General features: G+C 41.6%; 26 protein-coding genes. 12 read left to right on the top strand and 14 right to left on the bottom strand.

Annotated features, from left to right (window positions below; all coding sequences use genetic code 11):
* Nucleotides 1–51: 51 nt before the first annotated feature.
* On the top strand, nt 52–411 hold the full coding sequence (locus V7K61_RS15025) for a VOC family protein (protein ID WP_335054199.1): 360 nt from the start codon (nt 52–54) through the stop codon (nt 409–411).
* A 246-nt stretch (nt 412–657) separates the two neighbouring features.
* Nucleotides 658–1,068 carry a hypothetical protein gene (locus V7K61_RS15020; RefSeq protein ID WP_335054197.1) on the top strand — a complete coding sequence of 137 codons (411 nt, stop codon included), beginning with the start codon at nt 658–660 and terminating at the stop codon, nt 1,066–1,068.
* Nucleotides 1,069–1,203: 135 nt separating this feature from the next.
* Here V7K61_RS15020 and V7K61_RS15015 read toward each other — a convergent pair whose 3' ends face one another.
* From V7K61_RS15015 to V7K61_RS15005, 3 genes are all read right to left on the bottom strand, one after another.
* Entirely contained in the window at nt 1,204–2,397 is a 1,194-nt protein-coding gene (locus V7K61_RS15015) for a Coenzyme F420 hydrogenase/dehydrogenase, beta subunit C-terminal domain (RefSeq protein WP_322710825.1), read from the bottom strand.
* Nucleotides 2,398–2,617: 220 nt separating this feature from the next.
* Nucleotides 2,618–3,592 carry a DNA polymerase III subunit delta' gene (locus V7K61_RS15010; RefSeq protein ID WP_335054195.1) on the bottom strand — a complete coding sequence of 325 codons (975 nt, stop codon included), beginning with the start codon at nt 3,590–3,592 and terminating at the stop codon, nt 2,618–2,620.
* 373 nt (nt 3,593–3,965) lie between these two features.
* Nucleotides 3,966–4,379: a hypothetical protein gene (locus tag V7K61_RS15005; RefSeq protein WP_334705113.1), complete on the bottom strand. Its 414-nt coding sequence runs from the start codon at nt 4,377–4,379 to the stop codon at nt 3,966–3,968.
* A gap of 326 nt (nt 4,380–4,705) precedes the next feature.
* On the opposite strand from V7K61_RS15005, the gene V7K61_RS15000 reads away from it, so the two are divergent.
* The 5 genes from V7K61_RS15000 to V7K61_RS14980 all read left to right on the top strand — a co-directional run bounded on the left by V7K61_RS15000 (nt 4,706) and on the right by V7K61_RS14980 (nt 9,089).
* Nucleotides 4,706–5,290 carry a PadR family transcriptional regulator gene (locus V7K61_RS15000; RefSeq protein WP_335054193.1) on the top strand — a complete coding sequence of 195 codons (585 nt, stop codon included), beginning with the start codon at nt 4,706–4,708 and terminating at the stop codon, nt 5,288–5,290.
* A 39-nt stretch (nt 5,291–5,329) separates the two neighbouring features.
* Nucleotides 5,330–6,187: a sugar kinase gene (locus tag V7K61_RS14995; protein ID WP_335054191.1), complete on the top strand. Its 858-nt coding sequence runs from the start codon at nt 5,330–5,332 to the stop codon at nt 6,185–6,187.
* Between the two features lie 88 nt (nt 6,188–6,275).
* The gene (locus V7K61_RS14990; protein WP_335054189.1) at nt 6,276–7,136 is read left to right on the top strand and encodes a 3'(2'),5'-bisphosphate nucleotidase CysQ family protein; all 861 of its coding nucleotides are present in this window, start codon (nt 6,276–6,278) and stop codon (nt 7,134–7,136) included.
* 402 nt (nt 7,137–7,538) lie between these two features.
* On the top strand, nt 7,539–7,850 hold the full coding sequence (locus tag V7K61_RS14985; protein WP_094348369.1) for an RNA recognition motif domain-containing protein: 312 nt from the start codon (nt 7,539–7,541) through the stop codon (nt 7,848–7,850).
* 516 nt (nt 7,851–8,366) lie between these two features.
* On the top strand, nt 8,367–9,089 hold the full coding sequence (locus tag V7K61_RS14980) for a hypothetical protein (protein ID WP_335054187.1): 723 nt from the start codon (nt 8,367–8,369) through the stop codon (nt 9,087–9,089).
* Between the two features lie 45 nt (nt 9,090–9,134).
* On the opposite strand, the gene V7K61_RS14975 is transcribed toward V7K61_RS14980, so the two are convergent.
* From V7K61_RS14975 to psbA, 3 genes are all read right to left on the bottom strand, one after another.
* Complete coding sequence (locus tag V7K61_RS14975; RefSeq protein ID WP_289796477.1) at nt 9,135–10,022, bottom strand: hypothetical protein; 888 nt, start codon at nt 10,020–10,022, stop codon at nt 9,135–9,137.
* Nucleotides 10,023–10,070: 48 nt separating this feature from the next.
* Nucleotides 10,071–10,580 (bottom strand): hypothetical protein, encoded by a 510-nt coding sequence (locus V7K61_RS14970; RefSeq protein ID WP_335054184.1) that lies wholly within the window; start codon nt 10,578–10,580, stop codon nt 10,071–10,073.
* Between the two features lie 246 nt (nt 10,581–10,826).
* The gene (gene psbA, locus V7K61_RS14965; RefSeq protein ID WP_334855211.1) at nt 10,827–11,909 is read right to left on the bottom strand and encodes a photosystem II q(b) protein; all 1,083 of its coding nucleotides are present in this window, start codon (nt 11,907–11,909) and stop codon (nt 10,827–10,829) included.
* 309 nt (nt 11,910–12,218) lie between these two features.
* Here psbA and V7K61_RS14960 point away from each other — a divergent pair, with 309 nt between their 5' ends.
* Nucleotides 12,219–12,584: a VOC family protein gene (locus V7K61_RS14960; protein WP_335054182.1), complete on the top strand. Its 366-nt coding sequence runs from the start codon at nt 12,219–12,221 to the stop codon at nt 12,582–12,584.
* 23 nt (nt 12,585–12,607) lie between these two features.
* On the opposite strand, the gene V7K61_RS14955 is transcribed toward V7K61_RS14960, so the two are convergent.
* On the bottom strand, nt 12,608–13,897 hold the full coding sequence (locus V7K61_RS14955) for a hypothetical protein (RefSeq protein ID WP_335054180.1): 1,290 nt from the start codon (nt 13,895–13,897) through the stop codon (nt 12,608–12,610).
* Between the two features lie 25 nt (nt 13,898–13,922).
* Nucleotides 13,923–14,996, bottom strand: a complete 1,074-nt coding sequence (gene murG, locus V7K61_RS14950) for an undecaprenyldiphospho-muramoylpentapeptide beta-N-acetylglucosaminyltransferase (RefSeq protein ID WP_335054178.1) — start codon at nt 14,994–14,996, stop codon at nt 13,923–13,925.
* Nucleotides 14,997–15,080: 84 nt separating this feature from the next.
* Between murG and V7K61_RS14945 the strand changes: the two genes are divergently transcribed.
* From V7K61_RS14945 to V7K61_RS14930, 4 genes are all read left to right on the top strand, one after another.
* Nucleotides 15,081–15,917: a nuclear transport factor 2 family protein gene (locus V7K61_RS14945; protein ID WP_335054176.1), complete on the top strand. Its 837-nt coding sequence runs from the start codon at nt 15,081–15,083 to the stop codon at nt 15,915–15,917.
* Nucleotides 15,918–16,035: 118 nt separating this feature from the next.
* On the top strand, nt 16,036–16,815 hold the full coding sequence (locus V7K61_RS14940) for an SDR family oxidoreductase (RefSeq protein WP_335054174.1): 780 nt from the start codon (nt 16,036–16,038) through the stop codon (nt 16,813–16,815).
* 443 nt (nt 16,816–17,258) lie between these two features.
* A complete protein-coding gene (locus V7K61_RS14935) occupies nt 17,259–17,621 on the top strand; it encodes a hypothetical protein (RefSeq protein ID WP_335054172.1) in 363 nt (120 codons plus the stop codon).
* Between the two features lie 5 nt (nt 17,622–17,626).
* Nucleotides 17,627–17,905, top strand: a complete 279-nt coding sequence (locus V7K61_RS14930) for a hypothetical protein (RefSeq protein ID WP_335054170.1) — start codon at nt 17,627–17,629, stop codon at nt 17,903–17,905.
* An 11-nt stretch (nt 17,906–17,916) separates the two neighbouring features.
* Here V7K61_RS14930 and V7K61_RS14925 read toward each other — a convergent pair whose 3' ends face one another.
* Genes V7K61_RS14925 through V7K61_RS14900 form a run of 6 tightly spaced genes read right to left on the bottom strand, consistent with a single transcriptional unit; the run spans nt 17,917 to nt 20,190 of the window.
* Nucleotides 17,917–18,219, bottom strand: a complete 303-nt coding sequence (locus V7K61_RS14925; RefSeq protein ID WP_335054168.1) for a hypothetical protein — start codon at nt 18,217–18,219, stop codon at nt 17,917–17,919.
* 13 nt (nt 18,220–18,232) lie between these two features.
* On the bottom strand, nt 18,233–18,712 hold the full coding sequence (locus V7K61_RS14920; RefSeq protein WP_335054167.1) for a hypothetical protein: 480 nt from the start codon (nt 18,710–18,712) through the stop codon (nt 18,233–18,235).
* Complete coding sequence (locus tag V7K61_RS14915) at nt 18,712–19,023, bottom strand: hypothetical protein (RefSeq protein ID WP_335054165.1); 312 nt, start codon at nt 19,021–19,023, stop codon at nt 18,712–18,714. Before V7K61_RS14915 ends, V7K61_RS14920 begins: the two co-directional genes overlap by 1 nt.
* Entirely contained in the window at nt 19,023–19,343 is a 321-nt protein-coding gene (locus V7K61_RS14910; RefSeq protein ID WP_335054163.1) for a hypothetical protein, read from the bottom strand. Before V7K61_RS14910 ends, V7K61_RS14915 begins: the two co-directional genes overlap by 1 nt.
* Nucleotides 19,343–19,690: a hypothetical protein gene (locus V7K61_RS14905; RefSeq protein WP_335054161.1), complete on the bottom strand. Its 348-nt coding sequence runs from the start codon at nt 19,688–19,690 to the stop codon at nt 19,343–19,345. The genes V7K61_RS14910 and V7K61_RS14905 overlap by 1 nt, the downstream gene beginning before the upstream one ends.
* Nucleotides 19,687–20,190 carry a hypothetical protein gene (locus V7K61_RS14900; RefSeq protein ID WP_335054159.1) on the bottom strand — a complete coding sequence of 168 codons (504 nt, stop codon included), beginning with the start codon at nt 20,188–20,190 and terminating at the stop codon, nt 19,687–19,689. The genes V7K61_RS14905 and V7K61_RS14900 overlap by 4 nt, the downstream gene beginning before the upstream one ends.
* Between the last annotated feature and the right edge of the window lie 27 nt (nt 20,191–20,217).

Here is a 20,217-nt window from a genome sequence, read left to right as displayed (position 1 = left end):
GAGTTCAAACTACGTCAAAATCTAAATAAACGCGATCGCATCTTACCGACAATGCAGATTACCCAAAGTCTCCATACAGCGATTCTTGTGACTGACTTAGAACGCTCTGAATATTTTTATGGCAAAGTGTTGGGATTATCTAAAATAGATCGTTCCCTAAGCTACCCTGGTGCATGGTATCAAGTCGGTGACTATCAAATTCACCTGATAGTTGCAACCACTGTCCCCACAGAAAACCCAAACGAAAAATGGGGACGTAATCCCCATGTCGCCTTCACAGTAGTTGACTTAGACGCCGCCAAACAGGAATTCCTCAATCATAATTATCCCATTCAAGCTAGCGCCTCTGGTCGCGCTGCCTTATTTACTCAAGACCCTGATGGGAATATTATCGAGTTGAGTCAGCAGTGAGGGGAAGTGAGGCAGATGAAGTAGACAAGGGACAATGGCAGAGATTAGCAATTGCAGAGGCAGCAATCAAACCTGTGGGAGAGGCTTAAGAAGATTTTGTCCTATAGCTTTCTTCGTTCAACATTACATCTTATACTTTCCAGACTTTCTCCTCAGTAATTTTACTTTCTATCTTACAAAAACTTGTAAACAAAAACCGTGTTGACTCTGAAGCCAACAACGATATTTCTGTAGAATTCTTGAGGTATGCAAGCTAACTACTTGCCTGTTAAAAGTACTGGCAAAAAAATGGCAACCAACTCTAATCAAAACCAAACCCCAGATTCTCCTTGGAATCCTTTCCTCCCCACTAAAAGAGATATAAGCAGAACTGAAGAACTAGCAGAAAAAAGCCCTATCGTTGCTGGTGTGTTAACATTTTTTTTTATCCCTGCTGGCATGATTTATCTCAATAGAGGAGTAAATAATCTAAAAATTCTTGGATATGTATTTGTCACTGCTTTTATAATAGGTATAGCTTCATACGAAGGAAAAGATTCTCTAAAAACGGTAAGAATGGGTAAACTAATTGAAGTATGTGGTAAGGTAGCTATAATTACCGAGAATGTCAAAGCAGTTACTCTAGCCCGGAAGCGATTAGCTTCTAAGCAGTCTTAATAATTACTAAATATTAAATACTGTCCCTCAGCAGAAAATTATAAACAAACTTTTACTACTTAGTAGATAAGTTTGCTACTAGACAGAAAAGCCTGCAAAAGCAGGCTTAGGTATATTTCACACAAACGCGAAACACTACTCTGGTAATTTATATTGTCCAACAATACGTTTGGCAAACTCTGGAACGTGCGCCTCTAATTTCTCAGGATGATTGCGCTTCACATACAAATAATTCCGAGTAAAGTGAGAATCAATGGAAAATCGCGCATATTCTAGACCCTTGGGGCCGATTTTTTCGATTACCACACCCATCAGTTTTGCTGCCCACATCGGCAGGGTAACGCCTTTATCGTAAGCGGGAATACTTTGTTGTACGGCTTCTTTCCGGTTGCCTTTAGACGTTACTGGTTGAGTATCTAACTGGTCTTTGACTAAATCCAGCATTTCCTTACCAGTGTCATTTCTAACTACAATCCATTGCCAACCGAAGGGTGCGCCCATGTAACCAACAACTAAGTCGGCTAGGGAATTGACATAATCAAAGCAACTCATACAGGATGGGGCAAAGACATCTTTGAGTTTGTTAGTCTTCAAGCCAAAGAAAGGCACTGTTTCTGATGAGCCATCTTCATGTTTGAAATGAACCCGGAAGTCTTGCATGAATTCGTAATGCACAACTGTATCAGGCGATCGGCTGGTGGTTTCTAAGAATTTTTGCAGTCCGGCACGGTTAACATTATCTACGCAGGGCGTACCCAAAACATACAGCTTTTCTAAACCAAGTTGTTTTTCTACGGCTCGTAATGCCTGGATTTGGCAACCAACACCAATTACCAACAGCCGCTTCATTCCCGATTTTTCCACCTGTTCTAATATGGAAAGGTTCGGGGAAAGCGTTGGTTTATTTACCCGTGCTGCTAGTATTTCTTCTGGGGTACGGGCGATGACTGGCATGGGTTGAAAGCGGTCTTCTTTGGTGTTTTGCACGCAGACAACACCTTCAACTAAGCCGCGATTCAGCATTTCAATGGCAATGCTGCTCACAATACCCGTCCATTGTGCGCCTTCGATGGGCTGCTGTTTCTTCGCCGCTATCATGTCTTGATGAACACCAAAGTAGAGTTCATCGGGGTTTTCGAGATGGCGCGATCGCGTGTGTGTTTCTTGTTCAAGTTCGCCTATTTGCTGATTAATAAAAGCGCAAGCTTCCTTGACATAGTGAATATAATATGTATCGCATAGTCCGCACTCGCTACAGAGTTCTTTCGCAGGGCGGCGGCTGGTAGGTTTTAAGGCTCTGGCTTTTTTGTGAGGAGAAACTGAGGTCATATAAACTTTTTGTTTTATCCAGGAATCGCTTTTATTACAATACCTTCACTCGCTATGAACTTGACGATAGAGGATGAAGAAGACATTGTAATGTTTTGAAACGCAGAGGGACGCAAAGTAAACGCAAAGTAACGCAGAGTTTTACCTAATTTATTTCGCTACGAATTAATTAAATATTGTACTGAGATTTTGATGAGGAACTATAGAAATACAATCGCACTCAGCGATGAGTAGGATAAATAGAATTTGATTTTTGATACACAGATATAAGCAGACATTCCCAAACCAGTCGCGGTTGAGCGTAAGAAAGTAAGTATTTTCGAGATTCTTCTAGCTGGTTAATGATACTAGGTTGATGCCACTGCGGCCAGTAAAATTGCTGAAGATAATCAACTAACCACAGTTGTGCTTCTGTATCTAAATCCTTATCAATTTTTTTGGCTAACTCTAAGGCGTTACGGTAAGATTTAGGTGCTTTTTTCAAGTCTTCGAGTAACTCATCGGGAATAGCTTGTAGTTGCTCATAAGATGCGATCGCACTTCCCGCACTACCAGCTGCTATGCTCAAAACTGCCTGATTTTGCAAAATTTCCTGATGGCCTGTTTGTGTGAGTACAACAGCCAAGGACTGTGCATCTAAGCGATAAAAAGGAATGCGTTGACAGCGTGATACCAAAGTGGGCAACACAGACTCAGGTGTAGGTGCAATTAAAATTAATGTCGCCTGTCCCGGTTCTTCCAAGGTTTTAAGTAAAGCATTTGCTGCGGCTTCTGCCATTGTTTGGGCTTCTTCCAGCACTACCACATTTCTCGGCGCTTCTAAAGGCGGACGACCTAAAAACTCGGTAATTTCCCGAATTTGCTCTAGTCTAATTACAGGCGGTGCTTTACGCTTTAGTCCTTTCTCGGCTGCTTCTGCTGCTGTTAATCGTTGTCCCTGATATTGGTACGTTGGTTGCACCCACAACAAAGCTGGATGGTTCCCCTGACGCAAACGGTTTTGTAAAGACGCAGTAATTCCCATCCCACCAGAAAATAGCAATTCCACAAAACACCTAGCTGCTAAACTCCTGCCTACACCATCTGGCCCCACAAATAAGTAGGCTGGAGGAACCCGGTTTTGTCTGACAGCCTGAGTAAGTAATTCTATAGCTTGCTGTTGTCCGATAACTGGTGCAAATGGATCATTAGTCATTAATTATTAGTTAGGAGTTAGGAGTTAAGAGTTAGGAGTTATATAGGATTACTATTTGATTTTTGAACAACACGTAGGGTGTGTTATCGCGAAGCGTAACGCACCATTTTCAAGGCTTTGGTGCGTTAGACTAAAGTCATAACGCACCCTACAAATACTTAATTTTTTTCAGAAATCAAACCGGATTCCTATAGCGTTTACTAAACAAGGTACATCATAGTCCCCTCCTCGCTTGCGGGGAGGGGGTTGGGGGTGGGGTTCTTATACCTCACTCAACTGAGAACCGCTATATTATTTTTTCTTTGCTTATCTATATAGCTGAAGTGCTGAGTACGATTCTTACTTTTGTACTCAGCACTGTTTGGATTAGCAATCAAACCTTAGACGTGAGAAATCTGGATATCTCCGCGTGCGCCAACACAGCACCAGGTTCGCGCTGGAGAGCGTTGTAATACTTTCTCTCGAAGGTATTACCCGTCTCTAACGGTACAATCAGTGTGCGGACATCAGCAATCAATTTTTGGAAATCGTCCAGCAATATCGGTTCATCTGCTTGGAGCATTTCATCAACTTGCACAACCATCTCAGAAATGCGATGTAGCCAAGCAAATTGTTCGTGAGCGATGACTAGCTGAAGAAGTTCTCCACTTGATACTCGTCCACTAATCTGTTCGTAGGCAATGCGTTCTGTCTCCAGCAACATCTTGTGAAGGTCGAGTAATTTGTTTCGTAAATCACGCAGATATTGATGCTGACGTATTCTTTCTGTAAGTGTGTTAGAAGTCAATGTTACTTATCCTCTCGTTACAATAGTCTTCAATGGCTTAAATAATTTCTAAGCATTGAGAATTGGGTATTGGGACTGGGGAAGAGGTGACAGGTAATAGGGATCTGTACCCTGTAACCTTTAACCTATTCCCTTCTTCTCCCCCATGCCCTTGTGAATGGAGTTTTGTATGTATTTGGTTTCCTTGCTAAGAAGCATTATAATGAGCATATCTTTTTATAACCGTTATATCTTATATTTGATTAATCATATAATAGCATAAAATTATAAGAAGTACATAGTGTAGAACCGAGCGAGAAAATATCAATTATGGAAAAACCATCTTCATGTCGCTAGCAAATGTAATTTTAGGTCTTCTTCAGCAGCAAGAAATGACGGGCTACGACCTCAAAACGAGCTGCTTCGATCAATGCATTGCCCATTTATGGCCAGCAGATCAGGCACAAATTTACAGAACTCTCGATAAGCTAGTTGAGCAAGGCTGGATTACCTGTAATATTGAGATTCAACACGATCGCCCCAACCGCAAAGTTTACAGTGTGACGGAGCCAGGGAAAGCCGAATTTAGCCGATGGTTAGGGATTCATCAGCCCTTACCGACTATCAGAGAACCTTTACTCGTCCAGTTGCATTTTGCAGATCAGTTGTCAAATGAAACCATCATTTACGTACTGGAGCAACAATTGGCGGCTCGAAGCAAGAAGCTGGCTGAATGTGAAACCATCGATTTGCCATCACTCGGTGATGAATCTGCCAACCGCAAGCAGGTGATGCAAAGGCTGGTGCTGGAGTTGGTAATCCGAAGAGAAGAGACTTATATTGATTGGTTGAAGACAGTGATTGATGTTGTCAGTCGCCAAGAATCCATGTACCAAGAAAGAATTCAGGAGTCAGAATGGGCTAAACCTTAGCTATCCGCTAACAGAATTGAATTTTGAACGAAAGAGCAGATGAATCGTGGATTATTTGTAGGTTTAGTAACTTTAGATTTGATTTACCTTGCTGACTCTGCCCCTAAGAATAATCAGAAGATTGTCGCTACTGACTATACTGTAGCGGCAGGGGGACCAGCAACAAACGCAGCTGTAACTTTCAATTATTTAGGAAATCAGGCTACTGTCTTAGGTTTAGTCGGTTCTCACCCAATGACGCAGCTGATTCGAGATGACTTGGCAAATTACAAAGTTGCGATCGCAGACCTTGAGCCTACCACTGATTTAGTACCGCCTGTATCTTCGATTATTGTCACTCAAGCCACAGGTGAACGCGCTGTGGTTTCGATCAATGCTGTCAAAACTCAAGCTAGCAGCGCATCTATCCCGCCAGATATTTTGCAGAATGTCAATATAGTACTGATTGATGGACATCAGATGGCAGTTGGTGATTCCATCGTTCAAATGGCTAAAGCCAATAATATCCTAGTTGCGATCGATGGTGGTAGTTGGAAGCCTGGATTTGAGCAAATTCTACCGTTTGTGGATTATGCTATCTGTTCAGCTAATTTTTATCCCCCCAACTGCCAAAGTGGAGAAGACCTTTTTAGCTATCTCAGTGGATTTGACATTCCTCACATCGCCATTACCCACGGACAAGAACCAATTGAATACTTGAGTGGCACTAAAACTGGTATCGTAGATGTGCCGCAGATTCAAGCAGTTGATACGTTAGGGGCTGGAGATATTTTTCACGGTGCTTTCTGTCATTATATTTTAAGGCAAAGCTTTACTGATGCACTGGCACTGGCAGCTAATATTGCTGCTGATTCCTGTAAATTTTTTGGTACTCGGCGCTGGATGAATTTAAGATAATTCGTAATTCGTAATTCGTAATTAGTTAAACTAAGTATCGCTGTGCGCCCCTAATCACGTTATACATATTTTTAGATAGGCTAAATTAATGAAAGATTTACAAGAAATATTAGCGATCGCTCGTGAGGTAGGTTGGGGCGCAGCAGATATACTGCGATCGTATTACGACGGCACAGCAAAAGACCCTGACTTAGAAGTACAATATAAGGAGAATGAGCCTGTCACCGTTGCCGATGTAGCTGTGAGTCAATACATTTTGCAGAGGCTACAAGCAACTTTGGGCAACGAAGATTTTGCTTATATCAGCGAAGAAACTTATCAATCGTCAAGTAGTGGTAGACAGGCTTCTGCCCCTTGGGTATGGATAATTGACCCTTTGGATGGTACACGAGACTTTATCGAAAAAACTGGAGACTATGCAGTTCACATTGCTTTAGTCAAGGAAACACGCCCAGTCTTGGCAGTGGTGGCAGTACCAGAGGCTCAAAAGTTATATTACGCTACCAAAGGCGGGGGTACATTTGTAGAAACCCGTGACGGATCTGTTCCTTTGCAAGTGTCTTCAGGTAAACGAATTGAGGATTTAACCTTAGTCGTTAGTCGCTCTCACCGCAACCAACGGTTAGATCATCTGCTACAAAACTTACCCTGTCAAAATCAGAAATCTGTGGGTAGTGTAGGCTGCAAAATCGCCACCATTGTCGAGCAACAGGCAGATATCTACATTTCCCTTTCCGGCAAGTCTGCGCCCAAAGACTGGGATATAGCCGCTCCAGAATTGATTTTAACGGAAGCTGGTGGTAAATTTACTCACTTCGACGGCACTCCGTTGCAGTATAACACTGGTGATATCAATCAATGGGGAGGTTTGCTAGCTAGTAATGGTGAATATCACGAATTACTATGTAAGAAAGCAGAGGGCATATTAGCGCAGTTTGACCATAGCTAATGTACTTGAGGATAAATATTTTTTAATTTAGATTAATTTGCTTTTAAGACTGTTGATCGTGGTATGATTAATCCCATTACTGATAATAATCTTTACCCCTTAGTCCACAGCTTAATTTTGAAAACACTAAATATCTAGGCGATCGCGAGTTAATTACGATTTCCGATTAAAAGTGTAACTTTATATAGTACAAGCAAAAAAAGCCAGTCTTTAGAAAGTCTGCAAACCGTCCTTAAAGGTTTGATTTGTGAATAAAATTCACTATCAGACAATATTCAAAGGCTGAATGCTGTGCTACACTCGTGGACATAAAGATTATTTTCGGTTGAGTAACTCGTTTTGATTTCTAAAAACCGTCTCTCCGAATTTAACTCTCTACACTCCCTGAATTCGGAGATTTCTATGTCAATTTACGTCGGAAACCTGTCCTATCAGGTTACAGAAGAGGACCTAAAGCAGGCTTTTGCAGAATACGGAACAGTAAATCGTGTTCAACTACCCACAGATCGGGAAACAGGCCGGCCTCGTGGGTTCGCTTTTGTGGAAATGGAATCAGACACACAAGAACAAGCTGCCATAGATGCACTTGATGGTGCTGAGTGGATGGGACGTGATTTGAAAGTGAACAAAGCTAAACCTCGTGAGGAAAGAAGCAGTTCTCCTCGTGGTAGCTGGGGTGGCGGTAATGCCCGCCGCAACAATAATCGCTACTAAGTCGATTCCTGAAAATTTCACATTTAGAGTCTCCAGCAGATAAAGCCAAAGGCTCGATTCTGCTGGAATATTTTATAAGAAGAATTCAGAACTCAGGAGTCAGAATTCAGTATGAATTCTGTCAATCAATAAGCTGTTCGTAGTAGCGCTGTACTGTTTTTTCAGCGCTACTAAGTGTATATATTTTAAATTGCATGAACTAAGTAGGCATAATTAAACATACAATAAAATCCTAGTTTGTAGTGAGCGATTCATCGCTCATAGCAAGGTTTATCAGGACTAAAGTCCTTACTGCAAATTTTAATTTATTTATACATAGCTACTTAGAGCAGTTCGTAGAGACGCACAGCTAGCTATGCGCCCCTAACTTGTGTCTGATTTCACAAAGAAGCGCTATAGTTTGTTGAGTTCTCTTTACGGAACTCGCAGCAATATAAATGTATTCTCCCTCTGTATCCATAAAGTATTGTAGATATCGTTAGTCTGCAATCTCTGGCTCTGGATTTTGAAATAAAAATGTTACGACTTTATCATTTATTACTAGGCTCTATTTTGCTGGTGTCAATACCGGTGGGAGCGAAATTTCTTCTACCCCAATTTTCTCCACCCAAAGTAGTAAAAACTCCTACCGTTGCCAAACTTCCCAACTCTAATCAGGGAAATATCTGGCAGAAAATTCTGGGAAGTGCTGCTGCTCCAACTAACTGGCAAGTTGCTCCCTGTGAAGGAAATGCACCGCTGTTGTGTGTCTCCTCCAAAGGAAAACGTTTGGGTACAGTTGAGATTAACATTTACCCACTAGCAAACAATGAGGATTTCCGAAAGAAACTCTTAGCCGCTGGTATTCCAACTGCTTCTTTAGTAGACTACCAAAGTTCCAAGTACCAAACCCAGTTATTACCAGTACTTAAAACTTGGGTTGCAGACCACTACGCTGCGTTTGCGAAAGATCGTCAGGGTAAATATGGAAAACAGATTACTTTCTCATCCTACCCACCTCAACCAGTACCCGTTGGTAAGCTTCAGGGAATCCGCTATGGGTTCGCTGAACTCAATCAACAAGGTGGAGTACAAGAGCAACATATCGGTCATGTTGCCTTTGATGGCACTAAACTTTACGTAATTACTACTGCATTTGACACAGGTACGCAAACAGGTAAGTTTGATAGACTAGAAAACTTGGCTATTTTTCAACCTTACTTGTATGCGATCGCAGCAGATTTGCATTTACCCCAATAGGGATTGGAGATTGGGAAATCTTCCCAGTCCCCACTTCCCATCAACCTAAATCTCAGCTACCGCGCGTTCAATCAAGCGATGTGCTAAAGTTTGCGTGCCAGTATGCTCATAATAATTTGTTGCTACATCCAGGAATGCTGCGAGGTAGTCCAACTTGTCATCAGCAATATCGGTAAAACTTTGCAAGTTGTGGACAACCTTTTGCGGCGTTAAATTATTGGCGCTAACTAACCCACTCATCCAACCTTTCACAGAGTCAAAGCTTTCGCCGATAAAGTTAAGTTTACTGCCAGCGTTGTTCCCTGGAATCACATCTTTGATGTTTTGGAAAGTCGAGTTTTGTTCTAACTCCTGTGGATTTGTTTGATTCAGCCCAGATATCGCTTTGCTGATAAAATCTGGGCCCAAAGGTATCAAACCATCAACGCAAACTAACGCCACCATGCGGATCAGCGACTCACCACTATACTCACCTAAAGAGGCGACAAAATCCCCAATACTGTCTCCCGGAATGCCGTTAATTTGACAGAAGGCTACCAACTCAGCCACTAATTTTAATGTCAAATCAATGGTTTGGGCTTTGTCAGGTTTAGGAGTGACAGAGTTTAAAAAACCCAACAGAGGAATTTTTTCGCCGACTTTGTTAGCTAAAGCTGCTGCACCAAGGGCTTTATCTGTATTATCAACAGTTTGATATAACCACAAGGCTCTTTGGTATCCTTGAGATTTGTCGTTGAATAGATAAATCGCTCTTTCGCCAATTTGCTGAATTAAATCTTCGTCGTCTTCGCCAGTGACTTTCTTGATAGTGTTGACAAAGCCGACGGTGTTTTGCCACTCTCCAGGAGCAACAAAATCTAGGGACTTCAACATAGAAACAGTCAAGCCGCCAGTTGGCAATTGATCAACCAACTCAACAATCGATTTGCTCACAAAAATCTCCTTATTTAGGTTTTATTATTTGAATGTTAGTAGTGCAAATCATTTCAGTCTAGCTAGACCATTAAGATTAAACTTCTCTAGCCAATCTTCGCGATCGCTAGCTGTAAATGATGAATCGCGAGAAAGTGCTTTTACTTGGTACTTACCTACCAAAATTGCAGTTTGCGTTTTACCAACTTCTATTGCGGGATAACCACCAATTTTTTTAGTGCTTTTCGAGAACTTTGCTGCTGCACTGGGTGTGCTAGTGGTATCAGAAATAGACAGCACCGCTATATCTTTACCGCTTTTTTTCAACTTCGCTTCCGCAAAGCCTTTTTTCTCTTGGGTATAGACGCGTTGGTAGCCATCACCAGCTTTTGGGAAAAGTTTATTAAATTCGCTACCCTGAGTTGCGGTTTTAGCTACCGATTGGCCGCTTTTTTGTTGAGTGCTTTCTTTTTGTGCTTGGTCAAAACGTCCAGGTGTTTTTGGACTACAGGCTGTTGTCAGTAGTACCACCGACAGCAACAAAGCGGCTACTACCCTACGCCCACGGTGTAAAATCATTCTTGGCTTCTCCTTGATATTTGAGCTTTGAGGCTATTATCTACGCTGCTAGCAATTATTACCCGTTATGACCCGTTATTAACTGTAAAATTTACTTTTTGATAATTATTTCCTAAGTTCTCAACTATAACGGTCATTTTTGCACTTTAAATGAACGTAGCAATTAACCCAATGCAAAAACGCTCCCCCTTCAGGGGAGCGTTTTTTGTTTATAGATAAGCGTGGGGAGCGTATCTCAGATTATGATTAACCGTTGATAGCAGGAGCAGTAAGAGCTACAGGAGCAGAATCGCCAGCAGCCAAATCGAGAGGGAAGTTGTGAGCGTTGCGCTCGTGCATTACTTCCATACCCAGGTTAGCGCGGTTGATTACATCCGCCCAAGTTGCAATCACACGACCTTCAGAGTCAATGATTGATTGGTTGAAGTTGAAACCGTTCAAGTTGAACGCCATTGTGCTGACACCCAAGGCGGTGAACCAGATGCCGATTACAGGCCATGCTGCTAAGAAGAAGTGCAGTGAACGGCTGTTGTTGAAAGAAGCGTATTGGAAGATTAGACGACCGAAGTAGCCGTGGGCTGCAACGATGTTGTAGGTTTCTTCTTCTTGACCGAATTTGTAACCGTAGTTTTGAGATTCGGTTTCGGTTGTTTCACGAACCAAGGAAGAAGTTACTAGTGAACCGTGCATTGCAGAGAACAAACTTCCGCCGAATACACCAGCTACACCTAATTGGTGGAAGGGGTGCATCAAGATGTTGTGTTCTGCTTGGAACACGATCATGAAGTTGAAGGTTCCAGAGATACCTAAAGGCATACCATCAGAGAATGAACCTTGTCCGATGGGGTATACCAAGAATACTGCACTTGCTGCTGCTACTGGAGCAGAGTAGGCGATCGCAATCCAAGGACGCATACCTAAGCGGTAGGATAGTTCCCATTCACGACCCATGTAGCAGAATATGCCAATCAGGAAGTGGAAAATTACCAACTGGTAAGGGCCGCCGTTGTACAACCACTCATCTAAGGAAGCTGCTTCCCAGATTGGGTAGAAGTGCAAACCGATAGCGTTGGAGGAAGGAACAACTGCACCGGAGATAATGTTGTTTCCGTAGATTAAGGAACCTGCAACAGGTTCGCGGATACCATCGATGTCAACGGGAGGTGCTGCGATGAAGGCGATTACGAAGCAAGCGGTAGCGGCTAGCAAGGTTGGAATCATTACTACGCCGAACCAACCGATGTAGATCCGGTTGTTGGTGCTGGTGATCCATTCGCAGAATCGATCCCATACGTTGGCGCTTTCGCGACGTTGTAAGGTTGTTGTCATGGTTTTATGATTGCGGTTATTTATGAATCAGGCGGTAAAGTCTTTGCCTGTGAATGTAGTTTACAATGCTTTACAATTTTTAATCAAGTTTTGTTACTACAGTAAACCTGATAACTCGTATCAGGTTTACTTATTTAAGCTTGATGTTTAGTGTTTGCAGTTGTTCCAAATACATTGAACACAGGATTTAAATATATTTACTTCGGCGTTAGCGCCCAAAAGATAAAATAGAAAGGAACATTGTTTTTATCGACTCTGAAATCGAGAGTTGATATGGATTACTACCTAAATTAGGAGGGAAGGTGTGACATGACAATTACTCTAAATCACACCATAGTGCCCGCACATGACAAAGAAGCATCTGCGAGGTTGTTTGCAAAAATTTTCGGTTTAGAGGTCGAGCTTCCCGTTGGTCACTTTGCTGCTGTACATATAAATGATGCATTAACGCTCGACTTCGCCGACGCTGAAGCGTTTGAGCCACATCATTATGCGTTCCATGTCACTGATGAAGAATTTGATGCAATTTTTGCACGCGTTAAAGAAGCGGGTATTGAATACAGTAGCGACCCCATGCATCAGAATAAAGGACAAATTAACCACAGAAAGGAAGGTCGTGGCTTCTATTTCTATGACTCCGATGGCCACAACTTAGAATTGTTAACCCGTGCATAGATTTTTGATATCAGGTCAATGCATTACTTCTTGACTAAAAAATATGCTGTGGCATAGTCCGGTAATTGGCTGATATTCTGCCCAAATTCTGTTTTATTCTTAAAAATACCAGCCAAAAAATCGAGCTGATAAAGATTGGGTAAAAATGCTCCGCCTGTATCGGCGATGACTCCCATTTGCAGATGTTTGCGGCCACCTTGAGTATGCTCAATCACAACCACCTTACCTAAACCGATATTTAAAACATCTCCAGCAAAAGTAACTCCGGGTTTGATAGAAATTTTGGCATCTATTTTGTATCCATAGCCTTTAATATCATCAACTTCTCTAAAATACCAATAACGCTTTTGTGCTGTTGCCTTTAATCCGCGGATATAAGCTATTCCATTGTTTCTATCTACATTAAAAAATGCCTTATCACCATCGGTAAAATTAATCAGGATTGTTCCTTCCATAATTGCTTCTTCTAAGCCATTTCTGGTTAGATAAGCAAGAGTTGTAACTTTTCCAAATTCTCTACCACCTGGTTCATAAATACCAGACAAAACATCTTGCTTTGTGTATCGAGTGTAGAACTTATCGTTATTAGAGTTATCTTTTAAGCTATAAATTGGTATATTAAAAGTAGAGGTTTTCTTGCGGGAACCAGGGTGAGTAAATACAGCATATTTGGTAATTCGTAATTGTTTTTGCTGTTTACTCTTGGGGTTGTAGGCAGACCATTTAATAACTCGAAAATTGGTATTAATAAAATTAGAGTCTTGTAAACGAGTAGCCCGATTATTAGCAATATCCTCCTTCAAAACAGCAATCATAAAATCCAAAGTTTTGAGGACATCTGCTACAGTAAATCCTTGAGTAGCAAGCACTCCTGTACGCATAATATCTGGGTCTTGGGAAGCATAATCTTGAAAATATTTTCTAGTATTAACGAGAACAGTTAATAAATCTCCTTGATTGAATTTAACCTTAGTATTTGGGAGTTTTCCTGGAGTAGCAATCTGGCTGCCATTAATGTTAAATTTATATTTTTTGAACTCATCAACAACTGGATAGGATGCAGATGCTGCTAACAAATTCTGTCGAGATGAAAAAGTATTTTGAAACCTTGAGTTAAGTTGTTCGGCAGCTTGATTTGAGGTCAGAGAAATCTGTGATTGAAGTAGGGCAGAATTTTCTTGTTGAGTAAATGAGTGATTTTCTTGAGATAGCTGTTTAGTTTTTGAGTGGGTATATAGATAACTACTTGCTAAACTGACAAGTAATAAGGCAGCACAACCTACTGTGAAGCGAATTTTTTTGCTAAATAACATATTCTCTAATGCTAAATAATTAACGTTATGTTTCTATCACCTCACGCACTAACTGCGCCAACTTTTCGGCACTATCAGGAACTGCGATCGCATAAGCTTTTTCCCCCATCTTTGCTAACTCTTGCGGTGACTGCAATAAATTCAATACATTATTTTGCAATACTTCAGTCGTCAACTCAGATTGCTTCAACGTTAACGCTGCACCAGCTTTTGTAAATACGTCTGCATTGTAAGATTGATGATCTTCTGCGGCAAAGGGGTAAGGAATCAAAATCGCTGGCGTTCCACACACTGCCAATTCTGTTAAGCTACCTGCACCAGAACGACTAATCGCCAAAGAAGCACGTTGCAACAACGCTGCCATATTGTTGTAAAAAGGTAAGGCTATGTACTGTGGATGTTTGAGACTATCTGCTTCGGGATCGCGATCGCCAGTTAAGTGTACTACATAAATACCAGCATCAAACCAAGCTTTTGCAGATTCGCGCACCAACTTATTTACTGCAACTGCACCCTGGCTACCACCAAAAACAACAATTAAAGGAACACCATCAGGAATAGCTAAATCCAGTGGTGAATTAATTGCCCCATCAAGAAATTGCTCTCTTACCGGAGTACCAACATAGACATTTTTGGCACGAGGTAAATACTTAGCAGCTACTTCAAATCCCAAGGCTACCGCACTACACCAAGGGCCAAAAAAGCGAGTTACTTTACCTGGTAAGGCGTTAGATTCATGGAAAACTACAGGTAAACCGAGAGAACGTGCCGCAATCACGGCTGGCCCGGCAATGTAACCGCCTGTGGTAAACACCCCTTGAAAATTTCCCTGTTTGAGAATTCGTCTGACTTCTAGAATCGAAAGGGCGAGTTTACCCAAAATGCGAATCGAGGAAAGTCCAAACCCTTGCTGAAACCCTTCAACTGCAATAGTATTCAAGGGATACTGTTTAGGCACAAGTTGAGTTTCTAGCCGATCGGGTACTCCCAGCCATTCTATTTGATAATCTGGAAGTTTTTGCGCCAGTGCGATCGCTGGAAACAAATGTCCACCAGTCCCACTGGCAGCTATTAATAATCGTATCGGTGCGTTTGCCATCAAACCTCTACCGTTTAGCGTCTAGCTTAACTAAGATAAAACAATTTGCTTACTTTCTCTAATCAAATCAGTAAATTCTTACCAATGACTAACATTTTTACCGCCTTAGTGAGACGACAACTCAAATTTCCAGCAAATATCTGGCTGGTTTCGTTTCTGCTGACTATTGGTTTAACAAGCGGTTGGCAACGCACTCAGGCTGCAACACCACAGCAATTATCCCAAGCCACGACACCGCAAAATGCACCAGCCGATCTGAAAAACCTGTTGACACAAGTTGATACTGCCGCCAGCCGAGGCGATGTCAAAGGGGTGTTGCAATTCTATAGCTCCAATTTCACTCATGGGGATGGATTAAACCTCCAAACCCTAGAAAAGTCTTTGATTTCACTTTGGCAACGATATCCGAAATTGCAATACAGCACGAAACTGCTATCTTCAAAACCTGAAGCCAATGGGATTATTGCTGAAACAGAAACGAAGATAACTGGCTTACCCTCTAACACTAATAAGTTGGCTCTCAACGCGACGATTAAATCGCGTCAGCGTATTGAAGGCGGAAAAATAGTCCGCCAAGATATTTTGTCAGAACGAACCTTGCTTACCTCTGGCAGTAAACCACCCCAAATTGATTTTAAATTACCGCAGCAGGTGCTGGTTGGTCAGAAGTATAATTTTGATGCGATCGTCCAAGAGCCACTTGGTGATGATTTTCTACTAGGAACAGCGCTAGAGGAATCTATCCAACCAGATAAATTTCTTAACCCCACACCCGTAGATTTGCAATTACTAACATCTGGCGGACTGTTTAAAGTTGGACAAGCACCATCTACCCCAGGTAGCCAATGGGTTTCTGCTGTCATCCTGCGAGGTAATGGAATGACAATGGTAACTCAGCGCTTGCAAGTGGTGAAGAAGTAGTTAGGAGTTAGGAGTTTGGAGTTAGGAGTTATAGACCGACTGATGATAAATTATGAACGATGAAACTTCTGCTAATTCATAATTCATAACTGTTAACTCCTCACTCCTAACTATCCTAATGACTTCTCTACAAAATCAAATCATTTTGATCACTGGTGCAAGTAGTGGTATTGGTACTGCTTGTGCAAAAATCTTCGCTGGTGCGGGTGCAAAACTGATTTTAGCAGCACGACGGTTAGAACGTTTGCAGCAGCTAGCAGATACTCTGAGTAAAGATTTTAGTACTGAGACTCATTTATTACAACTAGATGTGCGCGATCGCAGCGCTGTTGAATCTACCATTGCGACTCTACCCCCTGCCTGGTCTGACATCGACATTCTCATTAATAATGCTGGTCTAAGTCGTGGTTTAGACAAGTTGCACGAAGGCAGCTTTCAAGACTGGGAAGACATGATTGATACTAACGTTAAGGGTTTACTTTACGTCTCCCGCTATGTCGTTCCGGGAATGGTAAGTCGCGATCGCGGTCATGTGGTAAATTTAGGTTCCATCGCCGGACATCAAACCTATCCCGGTGGTAATGTCTACTGTGCTACCAAAGCTGCTGTCAGAGCCATTTCTGAAGGTTTAAAACAAGACCTGTTGGGTACGCGAGTCCGTGTAACTTCTGTCGATCCGGGTATGGTAGAAACGGAATTTAGCGAGGTACGCTTTCACGGAAATACTGAACGCGCCAACAAAGTCTATGAGGGAGTTACACCCCTAACAGCAGATGATATCGCTGATGTAATATTTTTCTGTGTGACGCGATCGCCCCATGTCAATATTAATGAAGTTGTGCTAATGCCTGTTGACCAAGCTAGCGCTACCTTAGTTAATCGACGAACATCAAAGTAATCCATCTCATCCCATTCTAAAAAAGCTTACCCCTGCCACTTACTCTACTCAAGAGACATTTGGTAGAAACCTTGTAGAGACGTAGTAGTGCTACGTCTCTACAAGGTTTCTGGATAACGCATATTTAACTTCACCAAATATTTAAAGTCTTACAGTTGATGTTTCAGTTTACGTCTAGAGAGTTTGTTAAGGCTTTACCGACTCAGCTAGAGTGAATCCCCAGAGGAGCTTATCGCAATTTAGAATTTTTTATAATCCAAAACCCTAGATTAAATACCATTCCTGTCTCCCAGGCAATTCCTAAATACAGATTGATTTTCATTAAACCTATGCCAGCGAGAACTCCGAGTAACAATCCAATCAACTCATAATTCATAACGCCTAAGTCTTAACTGCGGGTAAATTGGGCACGCTAAACGGATGATTCTAGCTAAAGTCCAGTTATGAAGTATAGCCCACAGTTTGAGCGTGATTACCAGTTTTACCTAAAAAATGCTGAGAAATTCAACTTTGCACCTTACCAGCCAACAGTTGAAGCCTCAGAAGCCGGGCATGATGCAAAGTACTGCTTTTGGAAGTTGGATAGCACCGGAAAACTACTTCTTTGTAATGAAGCTGAATTACTGCGTTCTCTATTAATCTGCAAAAAATCCGTTGGATTTCACTTAAAAATGTGGGCAGAGGGATTTGAGGAAATGGGGGAAGAAGTTGATTATTATATGAGTGAATTCTATATGAGTGAATTCATTTCACCTCCGAAGTGGGTAAAAGTAGCTTTTGAAAAACTAATTTCTAAATATTCTTGATTTTCATGAACGAATTAACGATCGCAGAAGACCCAAAACAAATGGTCTGGGAGATGATGACCAGTTTCTCAGAAAGAATGTGGTCAGCCCGTTGGGCTTCGGGGCTGGAATTTCTGCTATGGAAAAAGGTCAGGGAGTGTTCCGATGACCTGACCTTGAGAGAAATCGCTGATTTGAATTTTTATGCAGGATGCGCTGGTGGGTGGTGGATGTGGGATAAAGATCAGAAATCTGAGGTGTTTGTCGATCTAAATCAATGGCTAGACATTTATGGTCAAAGGTAAAATCACGGTGATTAAAACTTGTCATAGCGGATTTGGAATCCGGTTTTTTTGTGCAAAAAAACAGCAATCTGAGTTACCCAATTAGCTAATCTATTAAATTTGTGCTCAATGGCTTTATCCAAAGTGTGTAATCGATACAGGTATATGTATTCTTTATCAGCCGCGTATTGGGTTAGGAGTATTTCTAATTTTTTGTCTACGTCGTCAATTTTATCGTTGATTTTTGCTTCTACTTGGGCAAGACGATAAATAGCCCCAATGATGAGGATCAATCCCCCTGCAATAGTTAAAGCATTGTTAATGTCAATTTTCATATTTAAACCGTAATCACAATTTAAATAAATCAATTATTGAAAATACTTCCTCGACTCCCCAACCACTGGAAAGTCCCAAAGATGCTGAATCTTGATTTCGGAATGCTCGATATTCCAGAGCTAAGGATTTGTTTTCAGCTATCGTAAATTTGCCACTCAGATGTGCGAGGCATTGAACATCCACCCCAGACCCAGGATAGATTGAGCTACTATTTAGCAGAACAATATTATCAGTAACATTCCTCAACCTAATTCTTGATGTTGCAGTTCGGTAAAATGGTGAAACTGCATTTAAAATATAGCTTCCCGCAGGCAATACAAACTCATTATTAGAAATAATAACTGAGGCTGTATCGTCAGTCGCAATGTTGTTGAGTTTTCGTTTAGTCCAAGTTCCTGCTGTGGCGTTCCCCCCCTCCGTCCCAGATGGTTGTACTTCCCTTAATTGAATGTAAATAAGTCCACCTGGAACAGAGGGGACATACAAAGGCATTATGTTAGCTCCCTAACAAAAGCATTACCATTTACAGCTGACCAAATACCACTAATTACCCCAGTGTAATGAAAAGGAAGCTCATAATATCCGCTCGGTGCTATTTTGGCAACGAATGCGCTTGCTGTTGCTGTAGCGCCAAATTCTAGATACAAAGTAGCGGTGCTATCATTCCACATCGTTGCACCTTTGCGGTTAGAATTGGCGGCAAGAATTGTAGTATTGCTAGCACTAGAAGCAACAGTAGTAGGGGTTGAAGTCCCGCTAGTTGATTCAACTAGTGTTGCGGTAGCCGGATTATAAAGAGCCATTATTCAATACACTCCACAAAAGAAATCTTGCAATTATTGGTAGCGATGGCGCTAATTTTACCTATGTAGAGGTTGTTGCTATTGATTTCATAGCTACCCCCACGCGGCTTTAAAATAATTCCTTTTCCGATTGCTGCATTTGTTTTATCACCCAAAATAAGAGTGATATCAATTGAGGAATTATTTATAAATGCTGCATAAGCTCTAGCGCTGTTAGCATTTAAAACAATGTCAGAGATATTTCCCGTTAGCGACTTATCAGCATTGGTACAACTACTAAATTTGACAACGCCGCTAATATCCTGAGTATTATTAATCATTATTCAGTTGGGTCATCAAGGTTATCAATAAACAATGCAGTATCAACCTTAACCCGCACTGTAAACTCAAATTCTGGTGCTTCTGGCGTGCCTGTAAGCTGTTGGGATACAAATTGAATTGGAGGTAAATTAGCAGCGATTCGAGCTTCATTTACTTGATTTGTTAATGCTGCTAGTCCTTGCATAAGTTTGACAACAGCTTTTACAGAAGAAACTTCAGTGGTTAAGGTGCTTCCACTTTCAGTTAATAAGCTGAGATTTAGTTTGAGTTGGTTGTTCCCAACAAATTCAATTGAGCCTGCGGGAAGTTTCTCGGACAATGCGGAATAGCTGAGTGAACTGGTCATAAATTATTTATTTTGAATTCAATGGTTTCTAATTTGGCTCTAATTGCCCCTAGCGTCTCTTCTGTTGAGTCGCTTACGGTTCCCGTGTACACCCAAACACCCAAAGTTACCTCTTCAATCCAAGGCATTGCCTCAAAACGTAATCGATAGTCATTGGTAATTTGGGTAAATCTGATTAAATCAATGCTGTTGAGCTTAACAAGAGAGCGATTAAAATCTGTTTCAGTGCTGGGGACTGCTCCCAATCCCTCATAAATTATGGTGTCATCAATATGAATCCCACCAATTTGCTGATAGAGATACCCAGCCCGTAGCCAACTTGGCTTTGCTTTGCTTGAAGATGCTCCGACTAGCAAGATGTGTTTATCCGTAATGAATGGCAATTCAACCGGATCGATGATTGGGGCTTTAATTCTGCGATTTTGGGGGTTCCCTGAGAGCTTTTGATAATAAAAAAGCTCCCAAGCTCCAACCGCTCCAACATCAGCTAATAATGCCATCGCCTAAGTCCCAATCTTCGGCCACAT

Source organism: Nostoc sp. (genome assembly GCF_036918015.1).
Classification (GTDB): Bacteria; Cyanobacteriota; Cyanobacteriia; order Cyanobacteriales; family Nostocaceae; genus Nostoc.
This window is presented reverse-complemented; position numbering and strand designations above follow the sequence as displayed.